This is a genomic window from Pseudomonas sp. Irchel 3E19 (assembly GCF_900187585.1).
Taxonomy (GTDB): domain Bacteria; phylum Pseudomonadota; class Gammaproteobacteria; order Pseudomonadales; family Pseudomonadaceae; genus Aquipseudomonas; species Aquipseudomonas baetica.
This window is the reverse complement of the sequence record NZ_FYDT01000026.1, coordinates 36,495-56,795: the sequence shown is the minus strand read 5'-3', so window position 1 is coordinate 56,795 and position 20,301 is coordinate 36,495. Positions and strand designations below refer to the sequence as shown.

Sequence of the window (20,301 nt, the reverse complement as noted above, 5' to 3'; positions counted from 1 at the left end):
GCGTATGAGCCCAGGATGGGCTCGCCGTATTCGGCGTCCGTTGTGGCTCGTGACCGGCGCGTGTTGCCTGGTGTTCGTTCAACCATCCGGGGCCGGCGAGCTGCCGCCGCCTCCGAGCGGCATGGAGGCCGTGAGTGATGCACAGCTGTTTCTGGAACTGGTCGTCAACCAGATGAATACCGGGCGCGTGGTGGCGGTGCAGCAGCGCGGCGGGCGGCTGTTCCTGCCGGCCACGGCGTTGCGCGAGACCGGGATGAAATTGCCCGATAGCCTTGGCGCGGAAGTCGATCTCGACAGCCTGCCGGGGCTGCACAGCGAGTACGACAGTGTCGGTCAGCGGTTGCTTCTCGACGTACCGCCGGACTGGCTGCCGGAGCAATTGATCGGCAATCGCCAGGCCTATCCACGAACCCCGGCGCTGAGCAGCTTCGGCGCGCTGTTCAACTATGACCTGTACCTCAACGACACCGACGATGCCGGCACCTATCTGGCGGCGTGGAACGAAGTGCGCCTGTTCGACAGCTGGGGCACGTTGTCCAACACCGGGCAGTACCGGCGCACCTTGTCCGGTGATTCCGTCAGTACGCTGAACAACGGCTACCTGCGTTATGACACCACGTGGCGTTACTCCGATGACGAGCGAATGCTCACCTACGAGGCCGGCGACGTGATCAGTGGTGCGTTGCCCTGGAGCAGTTCGGTACGCCTAGGCGGCGTGCAGTTCTCCCGGGATTTCGCGGTGCGTCCGGATCTGGTGACCTATCCATTGCCGCAATTTGCCGGCGAAGCGGCGGTGCCGTCCTCGGTGGATCTGTTTATCAATGGCTACAAGTCCAGCAGTGCCGACCTGCAACCGGGGCCGTATACGCTGACCAACATTCCGTTCATCAACGGCGCTGGCGAAGCGGTGGTGGTGACTACCGATGCGCTGGGTCGGCAGGTGTCGACCACGGTGCCGTTTTATGTCACTAGCAGCTTGCTGCAAAAAGGCTTGAGTGATTTTTCCGTGGCCGCCGGCACGTTGCGTCGCGACTACGCCCTGAAGGATTTCAGCTATGGTCCCGGCGTAACCTCCGGTAGTTTTCGTTACGGCGTCAGCGACAGTTTCACCCTCGAGAGCCATGCTGAAGCCGCTGAAAATCTCACCCTCGGCGGGCTCGGCGGCAACCTGCGCCTGGGCAATTTCGGTGTGCTCAACAGCGCCATCAGCCAGAGCCGTTTCGAGGGCGACGGTGGCGAGCAGTTAAGCCTCGGTTATCAGTACAGCAACCAGCGTTTCAGCTTTTCCTGGCAGCGCCTGCAACGTCACGATCAATACGCCGACCTGAGCGTGGTCGACAGCCCCTACATCAGCCTCAGCCGCCGCAGCGAACAGGCCACCCTGAGCCTCAATCTCGAGCGCTGGGGCAGCCTCGGTGCCGGTTATTTCGACGTGCGCGCGGCCGACGATTCGCGCACGCGGCTGCTCAATCTGAGCTGGAGCAAACCGCTGTGGCGCAACAGCAGTTTCTATCTGTCGGCCAATCGTGAAATCGGCGACAGCCATTGGGCAGTGCAGGCACAACTGGTGATTCCGTTCGATCTGCGCGGCAGCCTAGCGATCAGCAGCGAACGCAGCAAGACCGGGCAAACCCAACAGCGGGTCAACTACAGCCGCGCGGTGCCATCCGAGGGCGGGGTGGGGTTCAATCTGGGTTACGCCAAGGGGGACGGCGCCGATTACCGTCAGGCTGACGTGACCTGGCGTCTGCAATCGGTGCAGTTGCAGGCCGGGGTGTATGGCACATCGGAGGCCGAAACCCGTTGGGCCGATGCCAGTGGTTCGCTGGTATGGATGGACCGGCAGGTGTTCGCCGCCAACCGCATCGACGATGCTTTTGTCGTGGTCAGCACCGATGGCTTCGCCGACATTCCGGTACGCTACGAAAATCAACAAGTGGGGCAGACCGATAAAAACGGTCATCTGTTAGTGCCGTGGAGCAGCGCCTATTACCGCGGCAAATACGAAATCGATCCGCTGAACCTGCCGGCCAATGTGCGCAGCCCGAATGTCGAGCAGCGTATTGCGGTGCGGCGTGGAAGCGGTTATTTGCTTGAGTTCCCGCTGTCCCGAGTGATTGCCGCAAGCATCGTTCTGGTTGACCCTCAGCAACGTGAATTGCCGTTGGGCGCAGGCGTACTGCATGAGCAGAGCGGCACGCGCACGGTGGTTGGTTGGGATGGTCTGGTTTATCTGGAAAACCTGCAGGCGCAGAACGCGCTGCAAGTGATCCTGGCGGATGGCAAAACCTGTCAGGCGCAGTTCAATGTCGACATGAACCAGACTCAGGTGCCGCTGATCGGCCCGTTGGTGTGCCAATGATCGGCGCCCGTTTGTTTCTGTGGCTGGCGCTGATGCTGCCGGGGGCGGCGCAGGCCCTGTGTTCAGTGGTCGGTACAACGCCGGCGGCATTCGGTTCAATCAGCTCGATTGCGTTGCGCACCACATCGCAGCCCAGTTCGACACTCAATGGCGGTTTGAGCTGCACCGGTTCGCTGTTGTCGCTGCTCACCAGCAACGATCACTTCTGGGGAACAGTCTCTTCGGCCCAAAGCGGATTGCTCGGGCCGAGCGGCGATGTGATCAATTACACGATCTACGCCAACAACAGCACCAGTTACCCGCTGACCCGCGGCACCGCCTTTGACTTCGCCCGTAACGGCATCATCGATGCCTTGGGATTGCTTGGGGGGACGACGCCGAAAACCGTGCCGCTCTATTTGCGGACGACCATCGGCAGCAATGTCGCTGCGGGGGTGTACACCGAAACCCTGAGCATTTTCTGGAACTGGAATTACTGTTCGGGGATTGGCATCGGCAGTATTTGTCTGGGACGTGATATCAACAGCGGAACATCCACGTTGACGGTGAACCTGACGGTTTCCAACGACTGTACGATCACCGCGCCGAATATCGCCTTTGGCAGCGCCCCGGTGGTCAGTGCCTTCACACCGGTAACCGGGCAGACCATCAATCTGGCCTGCACCAAGGGCAGCGACTACACCGTAGGCTTGAGCGACGGGCAGAACCCGGTGAGTGTCGGTGGGCGACGGCGAATGATTTCCGGGAGTAACTACCTGGCCTATGACATCTTCAAAAGCGCCGGCACCACACGGTGGGGCAGTGTGGGTGGCGCACGTCGTGCGAGCACCGATGCCGAGGTCAATCCGGGCAACGGGCTGGGCACTGGCAGCCAGATTTTCAATTTCAACGCCAAGATCTACACCGACCAGACCACACCGCCGGCGGGGACGTATCTGGACAATGTGGTGCTGGATGTCGGTTTCTGAGCTGGCACCGCACGACCCCCTGTAGGCGCTGCGGAACGCTGCGATCTTTTGATCTTGATTCTAAAAAACAGGATCAAAAGATCGCAGCGTGCCGCAGCTCCTACAACGGTTATGCAGTATTTTCAGAACTGCTTGAGCAGTGTGGCGGCCGGTGTATCAACCGGGCTGACAATCGCATAGTTATAGCCGCCCCCCGACCAATATTCGGCGCGCAAATCCCCATCACTGCGGCTGCCCCGAGGCAGAAAGGTGTTTTGCGGCCCAGGTGGCCGCACATAGAAACTCACCCTGTGCCCGCTGCCATCCTCATACATCACCATCGCTGCCGGCCCTTCATCGGTACTGAGCAGGCGTCCACTGACGGGCTCAAAACCGGCCGACTTCAGATCGGGCAAGCGACCCGCCTGAGTGAAATAGCGGTCGAGCCAGCGCTGCATATCGCCGTCGCCGTCGACCTTGTAATCGGCCGGCAACAGGCCTTGCTGGGCAATCAATCGATACGCCTGCAAGGCGTCGGTCATCGGCAGCACGGAGGAGCGCACGAGGGTCATTTCCCGGGCCTGCCAGCCGCTGAAACCGCCGACGCTCACCGCAATCAGCAACACCGCGGCGCTGGCCAGATGGCGGCGTGACTGCTGCTTGCGGCGCTGGCGAATCATCGCCGGATCGAGCGCCGGATTGGCCGGTTGCTGCAACGCGCCACTGAGGGCTGCGCGCAGTTGCTGGGCATCTTGTTGCCAGGCGCGCACTTGCGCGGCTGCATCCGGATGACTGGCCAGCCAGGTTTCCAGCACACGCCGGTCGGCGTCGCTGAGTTGGTGGTCGACGTAAGCGTGCAGGTCACGCTCGCTGGGAGGCAGGCTGATCATTTGAGTCTCCGCAAAGAAGGGCTGTTGATTTCGCCTTCGCTAAGTTGGCGCAAGGCCTGGCGGGCGCGGGACAGGCGCGACATCACGGTGCCGATCGGGGCGCCGAGAATCTCGGCGACCTCTTTATAGGAAAGGCCTTCAACCGAAACCATCAGCAGCAGGGCGCGCTGTTCGGTAGGTAATCGGTCGAAGGCTTGCAGGGTCGATTGAGCGATCACGGTGCGCTCGACCGACGGTTCGGCATCGTCGCGACCGGTGAAAAATTCGAGCATCCGCGCATAGCGGCGCGAGCGGCGATGAGCATCGAGAAACTGTCGGTAGAGGATCGAAAACAGCCAGGCGCGCAGATCGCCGTCGGCGCGTTTGTCGCCCCAACTCGACAGGGCCCGTTCAAGGCTCGCCTGCACCAGATCGTCGGCGCTGCTGCTGTTGCGCGTCAGTGACACGGCAAAGCGGCGCAATCTGGGAATGATTTCTCTCAACTGTTCGTCGAATTCGCTCATGAGTTTCTGCAAGTCACTACGCTGTGGACTAGGGAGACGTCCGTCGCTGGAGGTTATTCCACGATCGGAAAAATAAATACCGGGCCGTGGAATAAACCTTGCTGGGGTGCGTCTTGCTGATTCTTCCTACTTGTGGCCGATGGCCCTGGAGTTATTCATGGTTGATCGCACTTCACCCACAGGCGGGCCGCAGCGTCCGCCACTGAGTGCCGCGAGCCTGATAGTGCGTCTTGGTGGCATTGCCGTTGTGGTCGCCGCGGTGGCCGCGGCGTTTGCCTACGTACATGGCAACTTCGACCCACAACGTCTGACGCCCAAAGCGCTGGTCGATGTGCTGGAGAAGAACAACGGCGTGCATCCCGGATTTCGCCGCAATCACGCCAAAGGCGTGTGCGTGATCGGCCATTTCGAGAGCAGTGGCGAGGCGCGGGTGTTTTCCACCGCGCAGGTGTTCAACGAGCCACGCACTCCGGTAGTGGGGCGTTTTGCATTGCCGGCGGGCAATCCGTATGCACCGGATAGCGCCGTGCCGATTCGCAGTCTGGCGCTGCGTTTCACCCAGGCCAATGGTCAGCAATGGCGTACCGGCATGAACAGTATGCCGGTGTTCCCGGTGGGGACGCCTGAGGCGTTTTACCAATTGCAGCAGGCGCAATCGCCAGATCCGGCCACGGGTAAACCCGATCCGGGCAAGGTTCCGGCGTTCTTTGCCGCGCACCCCGAAGCCGTACCGTTCCTGACTTGGGTGAAGACCGCGAAGCCGTCGGCCAGTTACGCTACCGAAACCTACAACAGCGTCAATGCGTTTTATCTGGTGGACGCCAGCGGGAAAAAACAGGCCGTGCGCTGGAGCATGACACCGCTGGCCCAGGATGCTGCAGGTGCCACCGCCCCTGAGGGCAGCGACTTTCTGGAAAAGGATCTGGTGCAGCGCTTGGCTGCCGCGCCACTGCGCTTTGCGTTGAATATCACCTTGGCCAATCCCGATGATCCGGTGAACGACGCCAGCAAAACCTGGCCCGCCGGACGTAAGGTGTTGAACGCCGGCACGTTGGTGCTGGACAAGACCCAGCCGCAACTGAGTGGCGAGTGCCGCGATATCAATTACGACCCATTGGTGCTGCCGTCCGGCATTCAAGGCACCGACGACCCGTTGCTCGCCGCACGTTCGGCCGGTTACGCCGATTCCTATCTGCGGCGCACCAGCGAAGTCAGCCAGTTGCCCGCCGCCAAACAGGAGGCTCGCCCATGAGCACGCAACCGACACATTTCGCCCTGTTGGCGCGACTGCTGCACTGGCTGATGGCGGTAATGATCATCGCGATGCTGTTCATCGGTGCCGGCATGGTCACTTCGGTTTCACAGCGTCATGAATGGCTGATCCATCTGCACAAGCCGTTGGGCATCGCGATTCTGGCGCTGGTGATCGTGCGGATTGTGGTGCGCTTGGCGACGCGCCAGCCGCCGCTGCCGGCGGACCTGCCGGACTGGCAGGTGTTCGCGGCCAAGGCATCGCACCTGTTGCTCTACGGCTTGATGCTGGTGCTGCCGCTGCTCGGTTGGGCGATGATCAGCGCATCGGGTGAGCCAGTCATGCTCAGCACTTCGCTGCAATTACCGTCCATTGTTCCGGCCGATGCGCAGTTGTTTGCGTTGCTGCGCAAAGCGCATGGCTATCTGGCGTATCTGTTGTTCCTGACGGTGCTGCTGCACTTGGCGGCGGCGCTGTTCCATGGCTGGGTGCGCCGCGACGAAGTGCTCTCCAGCATGTTGCGTGGGCGCGATCGCGATTAACCCGTTGGGGCGGCGCATTGTGTGGATGCGCCACTTTCCCCGGCGCCACGGCGTTGATGCCTGCACCCAGCAGGCACACGCCGTACCAACCGGCCCATGCGGTTGTGCGAAGTACACATTGCCCACGGCAATACCGCAGGCAACGGCGAACAGCCGCACCACGCTAGATCGCAGACAAGCTGCGATCTTTTGGTATTGCGAGGGCAGAGGTTCAGCGCAGCGTACCGACCATGTCGGCAATGGTGGTCAAAACATCTTTACCCAACTGCATCGAGCGTTTGCCCGACCAACCGGTGTGCGCATTCGGTGCGTCGTCGTGATCCTTGAAGGGCATTTCCAGCGTCAGCGACAGGCAATCGTACTTCTGGCCGACGCTGTTGCATGCCAGCGTCATGTTGGCCTGGCCTGGTTCGTCGCGGGTGTAGCCATACTTGGTCTGGAAGTCTTTGGTGGTGTGCTTCAAGTGGCTGCGGAAATGCTCTTCGAGTTTTTCCAGCCGTGGTGTGTACCCCGGATTACCTTCGCAACCGGCGGTGAAAACGTGGGGGATTTCCTCATCGCCGTGTACGTCGAGGAACAGATCGACGCCGTACTTTTCCATCTGCTGCTGTACGAACAAGACCTCAGGGCTGACTTCCTGACTGGCACTCTGCCAGGCGCGGTTGAGGTCCTGACCCATGGCGTTGGTGCGCAGGTTACCGTGGAAGGCACCATCCGGGTTCATGTTCGGCACCAGGTAGAGGTCGGCACCGGCGAGCAATGTGTTCAGCACCGGGTCATCGTTTCTTTCCAGACGTTCGATCACGCCTTCCATGAACCATTCGGCCATGTGCTCACCGGGATGCTGCTGGGCGATGATCCAGACCTTGCGCTGACCCTGCGCACCGCTGCCTTTGCGCAGCAGCTGGATGTCGCGCCCCTCGACGCTTTTGCCGGTGGCCAACAGTTCGGTGCCGGCTTTGGTCAGCGCCTGCTCGATCAGCCAGTCGTGGCGACCACGGCTGTAAGGTTCGAAATAGGCAAACCAGGCGTGAGTCTGCGTGGCTTCAAGCGAGAAGCGCAGGCAGTCGCCTTCGAATATGGTCGGTACGCGGAACCAGTTGACGTGGTCGTAGGAGGCCACGGCTTGATAACCGGTCCAGGCCTTGTTGTACGAAGACTGGCTGGCGTTGTTCAGGCGAAACCAGTGTTCCTGGCCGACATGCAGGCCGCTGGCCTTGAAGTGGAACCACTGGAAATGCGCGCTGCGCATGTCTGGTCGAATGGCCAGAACCGGGTTGAGCGGATTACTGATGTCGATGACTTGGATATTGCCGCTGTCGAAGTTGGCGCTGATGTCGAACGAAGATTTGGCCACGGTCATAATCGGTTCCTGAATATGATTTTTATGGCGGCTACTTTAGCAGGCTGGGGTGAAACGGAGGAGAATCGCGGGGGTGTTGGCGGGGGCGTCCTCCATGACGCGGACGCAGCTTAGTGTCTGTGCGATTGATTCTCAAGTGCTAATTGCCATTAGTTTGCCCCAATGGCGCCGAGCTTCTCTTGCCAAGCGATATTCTTTTGATATTATCCGCGCCATCGAATTTGCAACATCAAAGACTTCATTAGCCTGAAGACATAAGCCCGAAAAACGGGCAAAAAAAGACCCGGCAAAAAGCCGGGTCAAAAACCGTGATTAGCCTGATGAGGAGATAGTCCAGAAGACCGACCTAAGGTCTCTGGTCCATCGACTGATCTCGCGACCAGCTGCATGCAATAATAATCATTATCATTTGCAAGTCAAATGATTTTATCTGCTCGATTGGAAAATTCTTTCCTGTCCTCTCGAAATCTCTTCGTCACGCTTCTTCTTCGCCATCAAGCGAATGGTCGACCATCGCCCGCGCCATATCCACCATGTGTACTACCGAAAACGCCAGATCGCGACTTGCGCCTTGCAGGTTTTCGGCTGCCTTGAACGCGGTAGCGGCTGCGCAACGCAACAGATCCGAGGCATGCACCAGAGCTTCTTCACCGCTGAGGTGACGCCTGACGTCAAAAAAACGCTCATCAACCTCGGGTTCTGACACAGTTGGTTTCAAGTAGTAGTCCAGCGCACGCTGTGCTGCGGCGTTGCCTTGTGGCGAGGTGAAAGTGGTGTCCATCTGCAGGTCGGGCAAGTCTTTGCAGCTGATATTCATGGTGAAAGGTCACTCCTTGGTCGATTCAAATCCGTGATCTCAGAATAGTACGATTCGTAATTGTGACTTGAATTTAAATACTACAATATGTGTTTTGTCGGTCGAAGACGTACGCGTAAGGTGCCGCACATGGATAAATGGATTGAGTTGGTCAAGGCCAAGATGAGTGAACTCAAAATCACTCAAACAGAGCTCGGAGAGCGCGTCGGCATGTCCCAGGGCGGCATCGGCCATTGGCTGAACAAGCGGCGGGAACCGGGCATCACGGAAATGAATCGCGTGCTGCAGGCGCTGGGCATGGATTTTCTGGAGGTGGTGCTGGTGATCCGCGAGCCCCTGGACACGCCGGACGACGATATGCCGCTGGCGCAGAAATACAACCCGTACTTTCGCTACCCGGTCAGTGACTGGCGTACCCCCTGCGAGGCACGGGAGAGTGAACCGACGTCCTACGCCCCGACGCAAAGCAAACAACGCTTCGAACTGACGGATTACCACGCCCGAGGTGCGGCGTTCTGGTTGACAGTGACGGGTGATTCGATGACTGCGCCCACCGGCTCGAGTATTGCCGAAGGCATGCTGATTCTGGTAGATCCGGAGGTGGAAGCGCTGCCCGGAAAGCTGGTCATCGCCCAGTGGCCGAACAGCGATGAGGCGATTTTTCGCAAGCTTGACGAAGAGGGCGGCCAGCGTTATCTGGTACCGCTCAATCCGACCTGGCCCAAAGCCCTGTTCACCGACGAGTGTCGAATCATCGGCGTTGTGGTTCAGGCAACGGCGCGTTACTAGTCAGATCGATCCTCGCCAAGCGTAGGATCGATCCTTGATTCACACTTCTTCCAATTCGACCAAAGCGCTGCCTTCGCCGACCATCTCACCTTCCTGGCAATACAGTGCTTTGATCACGCCTGCGTGTGGCGCGCGGATGCTGTGCTCCATCTTCATCGCCTCCAGCACCACCAGTTGCGCACCGGCCTCAACCGATTGCCCGGCCTCAACCAGCACTCGCACGATGCTGCCATTCATTGGCGCGGTCAATCCGCCCTGATGACTGTGGCCGGCTTCAACGGCACTGATCGGATCGTACGACTCAATGCGCCGTAACTCGCCTTCCCATTGCAGATACAGTGAATTGCCCTGACGGATAGCGCGCAGGCTGCGACGCACGCCGTCGCGCGCGACAACCAGCGCTTCAGCCGAGAGTTTGGCGTCGCCACCGGCTCCCAGCGTCAGCGCCCGATCCTGGCCTTCGCAACTCAAATGCAGGGCGATTTCTCGCGGCAGGCCAGCACGCAAACCGCTGCCCGTAACCCATGGCGAACCCGGATCATCCGCCCGAGCAACACTCGGCAGACTCTGCGCAAACGCCTGCGCCGCCGTGTTCCAGAACGCATCACTCAACTCGCCCGGAGCCGGCAACAGTTGCTCCTGATAACGCGGAATAAACCCGGTATCCAGTTCCGCTGCGGCAAACGCTGGGTGCGCAATGATCCGTCGCAGGAAATTGATATTGGTTTTCAACCCGCCAATTGCAAATTCATCGAGCATGCTCAACAACCGCAGGCGCGCCTGTTCACGGTCCTCGCCCCAGGCAATCAGCTTGCCGAGCATCGGGTCGTAAAACGGCGAAATCTCATCACCTTCCTCAACGCCACTGTCGACTCGACGTCCCGGCCCTTCAGCCGATTCACGATACAAATCCAGGCGTCCGGTAGCGGGCAGGAAGTCATTCGCAGGATCCTCGGCATACAGACGCACTTCAATCGCATGCCCATTCAAAGGCACCTGATCCTGAGTGATCGGCAGCGCTTCGCCACGGGCGACGCGAATCTGCCACGCCACTAGATCCAGACCGGTGATAGCCTCGGTGACTGGGTGCTCAACCTGCAGCCGCGTGTTCATCTCCATAAAGAAGAATTCGCCACGCGAATCGAGCAAGAACTCCACGGTGCCCGCGCCGACATAACCAATCGCCTGCGCCGAACGCACGGCCGCTTCACCCATCGCCCGGCGCAGTTCCGGGGTCAGGCCCGGTGCCGGGGCTTCTTCGACAACTTTCTGGTGGCGGCGCTGAATCGAACAATCACGCTCATTGAGATACAGGCAGTTGCCATGCTGATCGGCAAACACCTGGATCTCCACATGGCGTGGCTTGAGCAGGTATTTCTCCACCAGCATCCGCGAGTCGCCGAACGACGACTGCGCTTCTCGTTGAGCGGAGGCGAGGGCTTCGGCCAATTGGCTGACCTCCTCAACCACTTTCATGCCTTTGCCGCCACCGCCAGCCGTAGCCTTGAGCAGCACCGGATAGCCGATACGTTCGCAGGCATCGCGGAAGGTATCGAGGTCCTGCGCTTCGCCGTGATAACCCGGCACCAGCGGCACACCCGCGGTTTCCATCAACGCCTTGGCCGCAGATTTGCTGCCCATCGCGTCAATGGCCGAGGCCGGCGGGCCGAGGAATATCAGGCCCGCCGCTTCGATAGCGCGAGCGAACCCGGCGTTCTCGGACAGAAAGCCATAACCCGGATGAATCGCCTGAGCGCCGCTGGCTTTGGCCGCCGCGATCAGTTTGTCGATTTGCAGATAACTGTCGGCCGCTTTGCTGCCACCCAGATCCACGCGAATGTCCGCCTCACGGCTGTGCCGCGCTTCGCGGTCGGTGGCGCTGTGCACGGCAACAGTGGTCAGGCCCAGGGCTTTGGCGGTGCGCATGACCCGGCAAGCGATTTCGCCACGGTTGGCCACCAGCAGGGTGGTGAGAACAGGTGCGCTCATCAACGCGGCTCCTTGGTGGTGGTTGCGGCCTGCCAGTTCGGCGGACGTTTTTGCAGAAACGCGCGCAAACCTTCCTGGCCTTCGGGGCTGACGCGGATACGGGCGATGGCGTTTTCGGTGTAGCGGCGCAGGGCCGGGGTCAGGGCGCCGTTGCCGACTTCACGCAGCAAGTCTTTGCTCGCACGCATCGCGGCTGGGCTGTTGAGCAGCAAATTGTCGATCCACTGTTCGACCTGTTGCTCAAGCTCCGCGACCGGATAGCTGTCGGACAGTAAACCTATTTCCCGCGCCCGCTGACCGCCAAAACGTTCGGCGGTCAAGGCGTAACGACGTGCCGCGCGCTCGCCGATGGCTTGCACCACGAACGGGCTGATCACCGCTGGCGCCAGACCGATGCGCACTTCCGACAGGCAGAACTGCGCGTCATCGGCACCAATGGCCATGTCGCAGCAACTGATCAGGCCCAGCGCGCCGCCGAACGCTGCGCCTTGCACCACGGCCAGGGTCGGGATTTTCAGCTTGGCGAGGTTGTACATCAGCTCTGCCAGTTCGCGGGCGTCGTCGAGGTTGGTGTGGTAATCGAGTTCGGCCGATTGTTGCATCCACGCCAGATCAGCGCCGGCGCTGAAGTGCTTGCCGCGCCCGCGCACCAGCAGAAAACGCAGGCTGGCATCGCTGGCGACCTTGTCGAGGGCGAGGATCAGTTCGCGGATCATCTCGGCGTTGAAGGCGTTGTTCTTTTCAGCGCGGTTGAGCCACAGCGTCGCGAAACCCCGTGGGTCGCTCTGCAGTTCGAGGGTGTTGAAATCGCTCATATTCATCCGTCTCCACGTTTTCTGTGGGAGCGAGCCTGCTCGCGAAGAGCGATTGCGCGGTAAGACAGATGGACCGCGCTGAAGCTTTCGCGAGCAGGCTCGCTCCCACAAAAAATCACATCCGGAACACGCCGAAGCGGCTCGGTTCGATTGGCGCGTTCAGCGACGCGGACAAGGCCAGGGCCAGCACATCGCGGGTCTGCGCCGGGTCGATGACGCCGTCGTCCCACAGCCGGGCACTGGAATAGTAGGGGTGACCCTGTTCTTCGTACTGGTCGAGGATCGGTTGCTTGATCTCGGCTTCCTGCTCGGCACTGAACGCCTGGCCGCTGCGCTCGGCCTGTTCGCGCTTGACCTGCACCAGTACGCCGGCGGCCTGTTCGGCGCCCATCACGCCAATGCGCGCGTTCGGCCACATCCACAAGAAGCGCGGGTCGTAAGCGCGACCGCACATGCCGTAGTTACCGGCGCCAAAGCTGCCACCGATGATCACAGTAAATTTCGGCACCTTGGCGCACGCCACCGCTGTCACCAGTTTTGCGCCGTGCTTGGCGATGCCGCCGGCCTCGTATTTCTGGCCGACCATGAAGCCGGTGATGTTCTGCAAAAACAGCAGCGGGATGCCGCGCTGGCAGGCCAGTTCGATGAAATGCGCGCCTTTTTGCGCGGCTTCAGCGAAGAGGATGCCGTTGTTGGCCAGAATCGCGATCGGGTAACCGTGCAGATGCGCAAAGCCGCAGACCAGCGTGGTGCCGAACAGCGCTTTGAATTCATCGAACACCGAACCGTCGACCAGTCGCGCAATCACTTCGCGTACATCAAACGGTTGCTTGGCATCGGCCGATACCACGCCGTACAACTCGTCGCTGGCGTACAGCGGAGCGATCGGCGTGCGCTGTTGCACTTCGCCGTGCTTGCGCCAGTTGAGGTTGGCGACACTGCGGCGGGCGAGGGCAAGGGCGTGTTCGTCGCTCTCGGCGTAATGGTCGGCGACCCCGGAAATCTTGCAATGCACATCGGCACCGCCCAGATCCTCGGCGCTGACCACTTCACCGGTCGCGGCTTTCACCAGCGGCGGGCCGGCGAGGAAAATCGTCGCCTGATTGCGCACCATGATTGCTTCGTCAGCCATCGCCGGCACATAAGCACCGCCGGCGGTGCACGAGCCCATGACCACGGCGATTTGCGGAATGCCCATCGCGCTCATGTTGGCCTGGTTGAAGAAGATCCGCCCAAAGTGCTCGCGATCCGGGAACACTTCGTCCTGTCGCGGCAGGTTGGCACCGCCCGAGTCCACCAGATAAATGCACGGCAGACGATTCTGTTGAGCGATGGTCTGCGCGCGCAGGTGCTTTTTCACGGTCAGCGGGTAGTACGAACCGCCTTTCACCGTCGCGTCGTTGGCGACGATCATGCACTCGACGCCTTCGACCCGGCCGATCCCGGCAATCACCCCGGCGGCCGGTACGTCTTCACCGTAAACGGCGTGGGCGGCCAACTGGCTGATTTCCAGAAACGGCGAGCCAGGATCGAGCAAGCGGTTGATGCGCTCACGCGGCAGCAGTTTGCCCCGCGAGGTGTGACGTTCCTGAGCTTTTGCGCCGCCACCCTGGGCCACTTGGGCGAGCAGGGTGTGCAGGGCGTCGACCTGTTTGAGCATCGCCGCGCTGTTGGCGGCGAACTCCGCTGAGCGCGGGTTGAGCTGAGTGTGCAGGGTAGCCATGGCCAGCTCCGTTTAGCGGGTTTCGTTGAACAGTTCGCGACCGATCAGCATGCGACGGATCTCACTGGTGCCAGCGCCGATTTCGTACAGCTTGGCGTCACGCAACAAGCGCCCCGCAGGGAATTCGTTGATGTAACCGTTACCACCGAGAATCTGGATCGCATCGAGGGCCATTTGTGTGGCGCGCTCGGCGGTGTAGAGGATCACGCCAGCGGCGTCCTTGCGGGTGGTCTCGCCACGCTCGCAGGCCTGGGCCACGGCGTAGAGATAGGCGCGGCTGGCATTGAGCTGGGTGTACATGTCGGCGACTTTGCCTTGGATCAGCTGGAATTCGCCGATGCTCTGGCCGAACTGTTTGCGGTCGTGGATGTACGGCACGATCAGGTCCATGCACGACTGCATGATCCCGGTCGGGCCGCCGGACAGCACGACGCGCTCGTAATCGAGGCCGCTCATCAGCACTTTCACGCCACCGTTGAGCACGCCGAGGATGTTCTCTTCCGGCACTTCGACGTCATCGAAGAACAGCTCGCAGGTGTTGGAGCCGCGCATGCCGAGCTTGTCGAACTTATTGCTGCGGCTGAAGCCTTTCCAGTCACGCTCGACGATGAACGCGGTAATGCCGTGTGCACCTTTTTCCAGGTCGGTCTTGGCGTAGATCACGTAGGTGTTGGCGTCCGGGCCGTTGGTGATCCAGGTCTTGCTGCCGTTGAGGACGTAGTGATCGCCGCGTTTGTCGGCACGCAGTTTCATCGAGACCACGTCGGAACCGGCGTTCGGTTCGCTCATGGCCAGGGCGCCGACGTGCTCGCCGCTGATCAGCTTCGGCAGGTATTTGATTTTCTGTTCGTGGTTACCGTTGCGGTTGATCTGGTTGACGCAGAGGTTGGAGTGCGCGCCGTAAGACAACGCCACCGAGGCCGAACCACGACTGATTTCTTCCATCGCGACCACGTGCGCCAGATAACCCAGGCCAGCGCCGCCGTACTCTTCCGGCACGGTGATGCCGAGCAAGCCCATGTCACCGAATTTACGCCACATGTCGGCGGGGAACAGGTTGTCACTATCAATCTGCGCCGCGCGCGGGGCGATCTCTTTAGCGACAAAGGACTGAACCTGATCGCGCAGCATGTCGATGGTTTCACCGAGGGCGAAGTTCAGGGATGGGTAGCTCATGGGTCACCTTTTGGCTTTTTTGTAGGGTGGGGAGAAGTGTGTTTCAGTTCTCACCTTTACGTTAACGTAAGCCTGAGATGATTGGCTGTCAATCAACCTTTACGTTAACGTCAACTTGAGCCAGAGTAGGGGCAGTTCAAGATTGCTAAACCCACTAATAAAGACAATAGGGGTCGTCATGGATCAACCCGGTGCAAACCCGCAGCGCAGTTACACCCGCGGCTCCCAGGACCAAGCCTTGCTGGCGATGACCATCGGGCAGAAGTTCGCTCAGACCGTCGCGCAATACCCGGACGGCGAGGCGCTGGTGGTGCGCCATCAGCAGTTGCGCTACTCGTGGCGGCAACTGGCCGATGCGGTGGATCTGCATGCCAGAGCCTTGCTTGCACTGGGTCTACAGACGGGGGACCGGCTCGGTATCTGGGCGCCGAATTGCGCGCAGTGGTGCATCACGCAATTTGCCACGGCGAAAATCGGCGTGATCCTGGTCAACATCAATCCGGCCTACCGCAGTTCCGAACTCGAATACGTGCTCAAGCAAGCTGGCTGTCAGTGGCTGGTGTGCGCCGGGGCGTTCAAGTCTTCCAACTATCACGGCATGTTGCAGGGATTGGTGCCCGAACTGGCCGAACAATCCATCGGTGAGTTGCGCAGTGAGCGCCTGCCGGACTTGCGCGGTGTGATCAGTCTTGACGCCCAGCCGCCCTCAGGTTTCCTGCCGTGGTCGCAACTGGCCGATCTGGCCGTTACTGTCTCTCCAGAACAGCTGCGTGAACGCAGCGACAGCCTGCACTTCGATCAACCCGTCAACATCCAGTACACCTCCGGCACCACCGGTTTCCCCAAGGGGGCGACCCTCAGTCACTACAACATTCTCAACAACGGTTACATGGTCGGTGAAAGCATCGGTCTGACGCCGCTTGATCGCCTGGTAATCCCGGTGCCGCTGTATCACTGCTTCGGCATGGTCATGGGCAACCTCGGCTGCATCACCCACGGCAGCACGATGATTTACCCCAACGACGCCTTCGATCCGTTGCTGACGCTGCAAACCGTCGCCGAGGAAAAAGCCACCGGCCTGTACGGCGTGCCGACCATGTTCATCGCCATGCTTGATCAGCCGCAGCGCACCGACTTCGATCTGTCGAGCCTGCGCACCGGGATCATGGCCGGCGCCACGTGCCCGATCGAAGTGATGCGCCGGGTCATCAGCGAAATGCACATGAGCGAAGTGCAGATCGCTTACGGCATGACCGAAACCAGCCCGGTGTCGCTGCAGACCGGCCCGAACGACGAGCTGGAGTTGCGCGTGACCACCGTCGGCCGTACCCAGCCGCAACTGGAAAGCAAGATCATCGACGAGGCTGGCAACCTGGTCCCGCGCGGCATCATCGGCGAACTCTGCACCCGCGGTTACAGCGTGATGCTCGGCTACTGGAACAACCCGCAGGCCACCGCCGAGGCCATTGATGAAGCTGGCTGGATGCACACCGGTGACTTGGCCAGCATGAATGACGACGGCTACGTGAACATCGCCGGGCGTAACAAGGACATGATCATCCGTGGTGGCGAGAACATTTATCCGCGTGAGCTGGAGGAGTTTTTCTTCACGCATCCGGCGGTGGCGGACGTGCAGGTAGTCGGCATTCCGTGTTCGCGTTACGGTGAGGAGATTGTTGCCTGGATCAAGTTTCACCCCGGCCACAGTGCTTCGGAGCTGGAGCTGCAAACCTGGTGCAAGGAGCGCATCGCGCACTTCAAGACGCCACGGCACTTCAAGTTCGTCGACGAGTTTCCGATGACGGTGACGGGCAAGATCCAGAAGTTCAGGATGCGTGAGATCAGTATCGAAGAACTACGCGAAAAGCTCGCCTGACGAGGATTCAATGTGGGAGCGAGCCTGCTCGCGAATGCAGTGTGTCATTCAGCGCAGATGTGTCTGATACACCGCTTTCGCGAGCAGGCTCGCTCCCACAAGGGATATTCAGTGAAAACACAAATCGCAGAAAGCACAAAGGGGAGCCGAAGCTCCCCTTTAATTTTGTCGTCGCGTGCTCTTTTTTATTATTGAGGGGCGGTCTGTTGTTGTTTTTGGCAACCGTGGCCCTTTACCGCTGTTTTTGGCGACCCCCATCCGGGGTCAAGAGCAAACGTATTTTTTTGAGCGCTGATCTACTTTCTCGCTAAGCGATCCAACCGATTCGGGAGCTACCTGAAGGTAGTTTTATTGTTCTCTGCCCGGTTGCGGGTCACTCCTGAGAGCACCCTGAAAAGCACACCTTCTCCAAAAAAATCTGTTAGCTGCGTCTCTGCCGTGTTGTTTTTGTTATGTCAGAGTCGGTACGTCTTATTTTTATTGGTTTGCTGCTTTTTATTCTTGTTATGCCATAGAGATAGCAGAACGCGTGCCAACTTTATAAAGGCCTTATAAATCAAGGATTTGTGATTTTTGTGGGATTTTTCATTCAGGCAAAGCCAGACAATTTGTTTCCGTGTTACTCGCTTGTGCCCACATTTCACTCGCGGCGGTAACACCTCACTGTGCGCGGCGAGCCTTGGCCACGCGCGAACCGCTCGGACGACCGAGTACGGCGCTGATTTGCTGACCCGCAGCAATCAAGGCGTCCAGATCGATACCGGTCTCGATCCCCAAGCCATTGAGCAGGTACACCACGTCTTCAGTAGCAACGTTACCGCTCGCACCTTTGGCATACGGGCAGCCGCCGAGGCCGGCAATAGAGCTGTCGAACACACTGATGCCTTCGAGCAGGCTGGCGTAGATGTTGGCCATGGCCTGGCCGTAGGTGTCGTGGAAATGCCCGGCGAGTTTGTCCCGTGGCACTTGGGCCGACACCACTTCGAACAGACGACGAGTCGCGCCCGCAGTGCCGGTGCCGATGGTGTCGCCCAGGGACACTTCATAGCAGCCCATCGCGTACAGCTCGCGTGCAACCATCGCCACTTGTTCCGGCGCGACTGTGCCTTCGTATGGGCAGCCGAGCACGCAGGAAACGTAACCGCGCACGGTAACGCCGTGCTGTTGCGCCGCTTCCATGATCGGCGCAAACCGCGCCAGGCTTTCGTTGATCGAGCAGTTGATATTGCGCTGCGAGAAGGCTTCGGACGCGGCGGCGAATACCGCAACCTCCTTGACCCCGGCCGCGACCGCATCTTCGAACCCGCGCAGGTTCGGTGCCAGCGCGCCATAGGTGACGCCGGGTTTACGCTGGATTTGCGCGAACACCTCGGCGGAACCGGCCATCTGCGGTACCCACTTCGGTGAAACGAAACTGCCGACTTCTATATAGCCAAGACCGGCGGCGCTCAGCGCATCGACCAGTTGCACCTTGTCGGCGACGCTGATGGGTTGCGCTTCGTTCTGCAGGCCATCGCGCGGGCCGACTTCGATCAGGCGTACTTGGGAGGGGAGGGACATTGGGCAGACCTGTGCTTTTGAATTCGAGGTGACCCCCTTGTGGGAGCGGGCTTGCTCGCGAATGCGCAGTGTCAGGCGACAAATGGGTATCTGATACACCGCATTCGCGAGCAAGCCCGCTCCCACCGGGGAAATGTTGTGTCCAATTACTGCGCTATTTGCTGGCTCTTGAGCGTCTGCTCCAACGCCTGCACACAGCGCTCTTCGGCGGTATCGAGTTCCAGCTTCATTTGTTCGATGTCGAGCAACTGTTGCTCCAGCTGTTCGCGGCGCTCGCCGATTTTCGCCAGCATGCTGTTGAGCTGTTTGGTGTTACCGCTGGACGGGTCGTAGAGTTCGATCAGCTCGCGACATTCGGCCAGCGAAAAGCCGATGCGCTTGCCGCGCAGGATCAGCTTCAGGCTGACCTTGTCGCGGGGCGAATAGATGCGTTCCTGGCCACGTCGCTCGGGGCTGAGCAGGCCTTGCTCTTCATAAAAGCGGATCGCCCGGGTGGTGATGTCCAGCTCGCGGGCGAGGTCGGAAATGCTGTAAGTCTGGCTGCTCATGAAAGCGCTCGGAAAAAGGTCTTGGCGCTAAGCTAATGGCGAGTTGACGTTTACGTCAAGCGGGATGATTTGTGTTGTATTTGATGGCCCCTTCGCGAGCAAGCCCGCTCCCACAGGTTGATTGCATTCCATCTGGATGAACGCGGTCAACTGTGGGATCGGGCTTGCTCGCGAAGAACGATGACGCGATAAAAAGCCTTACACCTTATCCAGCTTCTTCTCATGCGCCGTCACCTGCTGGCACAACTCAATCATCTGCTCGCGCATCCAGCGGTTCGCCGGGTCTTGATCGGTGCTTTCATGCCAGTACAAGTGCGTCTCCACCGGCGGCACATCATTGACCGGCAGATTGAACGCGTGCAGTTCATGCCGCCGGGCAAAACGCTCCGGGACGGTCATGACCATGTCGGTCTGCTGCATCACCTGGGACGCCATCAGGTAATGCTGCGAGCGCAGGGCGATCTTGCGCTGAATGCCCATTTTGCCCAGTGCCAGGTCGACATAACCCAGGCCACTGCGACGGCTGGAAATATGGATATGGGTCAGCGACAGATAATCATCCAGCGACAGTTTTTCCTTGCCCGCCATCGGATGGCCCTTGCGCATCGCGCAGACGTAGCGATCTTCCATCAGCTTGACGTGGCGCACCTGTGGGTCGGTGTTGAGTGGCGCGTCCACAGCAAAATCCAGACGCCCGGCCGCCAGTTCCTTGGTGGTCTCGCGACGTTTCGACAGGAAACTTTCGATGATCACCGTCGGTGCCAGGCGGCGCAGGCGTTGGAACAGCGGCGGCAAAATCACCGCCTCGGTGAGGTCGGTCATGCTGATGCGGTAGGTCTTCACTGCCTGTGCCGGGTTGAAAATACGGCTTTCCTGAACCGACACCCGCAGCAGCGACAGCGCGTTGCGCACTGGGCCAATGATGTTCTGAGCCATCGGGGTTGGCACCATGCCTTGGGCTGTGCGCACGAAGAGCGGGTCGTTGAAGGTCTCGCGCAACCGCGCCAATGCGTTGGACACCGCCGGCTGAGTGATACCGACAATCTGCCCGGCGCGCGTCAGGTTGGCTTCGGTGTAGATCGCGTCAAAGACGATGAAAAGGTTGAGGTCGACCTTGCTCAGATTCATAACGCGGCTTCTCTTGTTTTT

The 20,301-nt window shown here is 60.0% G+C and carries 17 protein-coding genes; 6 read left to right on the top strand and 11 right to left on the bottom strand.

Going from position 1 to position 20,301, the window contains the following annotated elements; all coding sequences use genetic code 11:
- The first annotated feature begins 4 nt into the window (after positions 1-4).
- The gene (locus tag CKW18_RS17265) at positions 5-2,362 is read left to right on the top strand and encodes a fimbria/pilus outer membrane usher protein (protein WP_095189915.1); all 2,358 of its coding nucleotides are present in this window, start codon (positions 5-7) and stop codon (positions 2,360-2,362) included.
- Positions 2,359-3,330, top strand: a complete 972-nt coding sequence (locus CKW18_RS17260; RefSeq protein WP_095189914.1) for a spore coat U domain-containing protein — start codon at positions 2,359-2,361, stop codon at positions 3,328-3,330. The genes CKW18_RS17265 and CKW18_RS17260 overlap by 4 nt, the downstream gene beginning before the upstream one ends.
- Before the next feature lie 122 nt (positions 3,331-3,452).
- Here CKW18_RS17260 and CKW18_RS17255 read toward each other — a convergent pair whose 3' ends face one another.
- A complete protein-coding gene (locus CKW18_RS17255; protein WP_095189913.1) occupies positions 3,453-4,199 on the bottom strand; it encodes an anti-sigma factor in 747 nt (248 codons plus the stop codon).
- Positions 4,196-4,702, bottom strand: a complete 507-nt coding sequence (locus CKW18_RS17250) for a sigma-70 family RNA polymerase sigma factor (RefSeq protein WP_095189912.1) — start codon at positions 4,700-4,702, stop codon at positions 4,196-4,198. Before CKW18_RS17250 ends, CKW18_RS17255 begins: the two co-directional genes overlap by 4 nt.
- A 157-nt stretch (positions 4,703-4,859) precedes the next feature.
- Between CKW18_RS17250 and CKW18_RS17245 the strand changes: the two genes are divergently transcribed.
- Positions 4,860-5,954, top strand: a complete 1,095-nt coding sequence (locus tag CKW18_RS17245; RefSeq protein WP_095189911.1) for a catalase family peroxidase — start codon at positions 4,860-4,862, stop codon at positions 5,952-5,954.
- A complete protein-coding gene (locus CKW18_RS17240; RefSeq protein ID WP_095189910.1) occupies positions 5,951-6,496 on the top strand; it encodes a cytochrome b in 546 nt (181 codons plus the stop codon). The genes CKW18_RS17245 and CKW18_RS17240 overlap by 4 nt, the downstream gene beginning before the upstream one ends.
- 211 nt (positions 6,497-6,707) lie before the next feature.
- Here the strand turns inward: CKW18_RS17240 and CKW18_RS17235 are convergent, their stop codons facing one another.
- A complete protein-coding gene (locus tag CKW18_RS17235; protein WP_095189909.1) occupies positions 6,708-7,859 on the bottom strand; it encodes a M14-type cytosolic carboxypeptidase in 1,152 nt (383 codons plus the stop codon).
- A gap of 475 nt (positions 7,860-8,334) precedes the next feature.
- The gene (locus CKW18_RS17230; protein WP_095189908.1) at positions 8,335-8,676 is read right to left on the bottom strand and encodes a DUF6124 family protein; all 342 of its coding nucleotides are present in this window, start codon (positions 8,674-8,676) and stop codon (positions 8,335-8,337) included.
- 129 nt (positions 8,677-8,805) lie between these two features.
- Here CKW18_RS17230 and CKW18_RS17225 point away from each other — a divergent pair, with 129 nt between their 5' ends.
- Positions 8,806-9,465, top strand: a complete 660-nt coding sequence (locus tag CKW18_RS17225; protein ID WP_095189907.1) for a LexA family transcriptional regulator — start codon at positions 8,806-8,808, stop codon at positions 9,463-9,465.
- Between the two features lie 39 nt (positions 9,466-9,504).
- Here the strand turns inward: CKW18_RS17225 and CKW18_RS17220 are convergent, their stop codons facing one another.
- The 4 genes from CKW18_RS17220 to CKW18_RS17205 all read right to left on the bottom strand — a co-directional run bounded on the left by CKW18_RS17220 (position 9,505) and on the right by CKW18_RS17205 (position 15,168).
- Positions 9,505-11,454, bottom strand: coding sequence for an acetyl/propionyl/methylcrotonyl-CoA carboxylase subunit alpha (locus CKW18_RS17220; protein WP_095189906.1), 1,950 nt, complete (start codon positions 11,452-11,454; stop codon positions 9,505-9,507).
- Positions 11,454-12,269 (bottom strand): gamma-carboxygeranoyl-CoA hydratase, encoded by an 816-nt coding sequence (locus CKW18_RS17215; protein WP_095189905.1) that lies wholly within the window; start codon positions 12,267-12,269, stop codon positions 11,454-11,456. Before CKW18_RS17215 ends, CKW18_RS17220 begins: the two co-directional genes overlap by 1 nt.
- Before the next feature lie 115 nt (positions 12,270-12,384).
- Positions 12,385-13,992 carry a carboxyl transferase domain-containing protein gene (locus CKW18_RS17210; RefSeq protein WP_095189904.1) on the bottom strand — a complete coding sequence of 536 codons (1,608 nt, stop codon included), beginning with the start codon at positions 13,990-13,992 and terminating at the stop codon, positions 12,385-12,387.
- Between the two features lie 12 nt (positions 13,993-14,004).
- Complete coding sequence (locus CKW18_RS17205) at positions 14,005-15,168, bottom strand: isovaleryl-CoA dehydrogenase (protein WP_095189903.1); 1,164 nt, start codon at positions 15,166-15,168, stop codon at positions 14,005-14,007.
- Between the two features lie 178 nt (positions 15,169-15,346).
- Between CKW18_RS17205 and CKW18_RS17200 the strand changes: the two genes are divergently transcribed.
- Positions 15,347-17,044 carry an AMP-binding protein gene (locus tag CKW18_RS17200; protein ID WP_095189902.1) on the top strand — a complete coding sequence of 566 codons (1,698 nt, stop codon included), beginning with the start codon at positions 15,347-15,349 and terminating at the stop codon, positions 17,042-17,044.
- Positions 17,045-17,704: 660 nt separating this feature from the next.
- Here the strand turns inward: CKW18_RS17200 and CKW18_RS17195 are convergent.
- The 3 genes from CKW18_RS17195 to CKW18_RS17185 all read right to left on the bottom strand — a co-directional run bounded on the left by CKW18_RS17195 (position 17,705) and on the right by CKW18_RS17185 (position 20,280).
- Entirely contained in the window at positions 17,705-18,604 is a 900-nt protein-coding gene (locus CKW18_RS17195) for a hydroxymethylglutaryl-CoA lyase (RefSeq protein WP_095189901.1), read from the bottom strand.
- 146 nt (positions 18,605-18,750) lie between these two features.
- Positions 18,751-19,152: a MerR family DNA-binding transcriptional regulator gene (locus CKW18_RS17190; protein WP_027614625.1), complete on the bottom strand. Its 402-nt coding sequence runs from the start codon at positions 19,150-19,152 to the stop codon at positions 18,751-18,753.
- Between the two features lie 198 nt (positions 19,153-19,350).
- The gene (locus CKW18_RS17185; RefSeq protein WP_095189900.1) at positions 19,351-20,280 is read right to left on the bottom strand and encodes a LysR family transcriptional regulator; all 930 of its coding nucleotides are present in this window, start codon (positions 20,278-20,280) and stop codon (positions 19,351-19,353) included.
- Positions 20,281-20,301: the final 21 nt, after the last annotated feature.

Bases quoted from the DNA above. Each gene is read 5' to 3' on its own strand.
- CKW18_RS17265 (WP_095189915.1), top strand. From the start codon at position 5: ATGAGCCCAGGATGGGCTCGCCGTATTCGGCGTCCGTTGTGGCTCGTG.
- CKW18_RS17260 (WP_095189914.1), top strand. From the start codon at position 2,359: ATGATCGGCGCCCGTTTGTTTCTGTGGCTGGCGCTGATGCTGCCGGGG.
- CKW18_RS17255 (WP_095189913.1), bottom strand. From the start codon at position 4,199: ATGATCAGCCTGCCTCCCAGCGAGCGTGACCTGCACGCTTACGTCGAC.
- CKW18_RS17250 (WP_095189912.1), bottom strand. From the start codon at position 4,702: ATGAGCGAATTCGACGAACAGTTGAGAGAAATCATTCCCAGATTGCGC.
- CKW18_RS17245 (WP_095189911.1), top strand. From the start codon at position 4,860: ATGGTTGATCGCACTTCACCCACAGGCGGGCCGCAGCGTCCGCCACTG.
- CKW18_RS17240 (WP_095189910.1), top strand. From the start codon at position 5,951: ATGAGCACGCAACCGACACATTTCGCCCTGTTGGCGCGACTGCTGCAC.
- CKW18_RS17235 (WP_095189909.1), bottom strand. From the start codon at position 7,859: ATGACCGTGGCCAAATCTTCGTTCGACATCAGCGCCAACTTCGACAGC.
- CKW18_RS17230 (WP_095189908.1), bottom strand. From the start codon at position 8,676: ATGAATATCAGCTGCAAAGACTTGCCCGACCTGCAGATGGACACCACT.
- CKW18_RS17225 (WP_095189907.1), top strand. From the start codon at position 8,806: ATGGATAAATGGATTGAGTTGGTCAAGGCCAAGATGAGTGAACTCAAA.
- CKW18_RS17220 (WP_095189906.1), bottom strand. From the start codon at position 11,454: ATGAGCGCACCTGTTCTCACCACCCTGCTGGTGGCCAACCGTGGCGAA.
- CKW18_RS17215 (WP_095189905.1), bottom strand. From the start codon at position 12,269: ATGAGCGATTTCAACACCCTCGAACTGCAGAGCGACCCACGGGGTTTC.
- CKW18_RS17210 (WP_095189904.1), bottom strand. From the start codon at position 13,992: ATGGCTACCCTGCACACTCAGCTCAACCCGCGCTCAGCGGAGTTCGCC.
- CKW18_RS17205 (WP_095189903.1), bottom strand. From the start codon at position 15,168: ATGAGCTACCCATCCCTGAACTTCGCCCTCGGTGAAACCATCGACATG.
- CKW18_RS17200 (WP_095189902.1), top strand. From the start codon at position 15,347: ATGGATCAACCCGGTGCAAACCCGCAGCGCAGTTACACCCGCGGCTCC.
- CKW18_RS17195 (WP_095189901.1), bottom strand. From the start codon at position 18,604: ATGTCCCTCCCCTCCCAAGTACGCCTGATCGAAGTCGGCCCGCGCGAT.
- CKW18_RS17190 (WP_027614625.1), bottom strand. From the start codon at position 19,152: ATGAGCAGCCAGACTTACAGCATTTCCGACCTCGCCCGCGAGCTGGAC.
- CKW18_RS17185 (WP_095189900.1), bottom strand. From the start codon at position 20,280: ATGAATCTGAGCAAGGTCGACCTCAACCTTTTCATCGTCTTTGACGCG.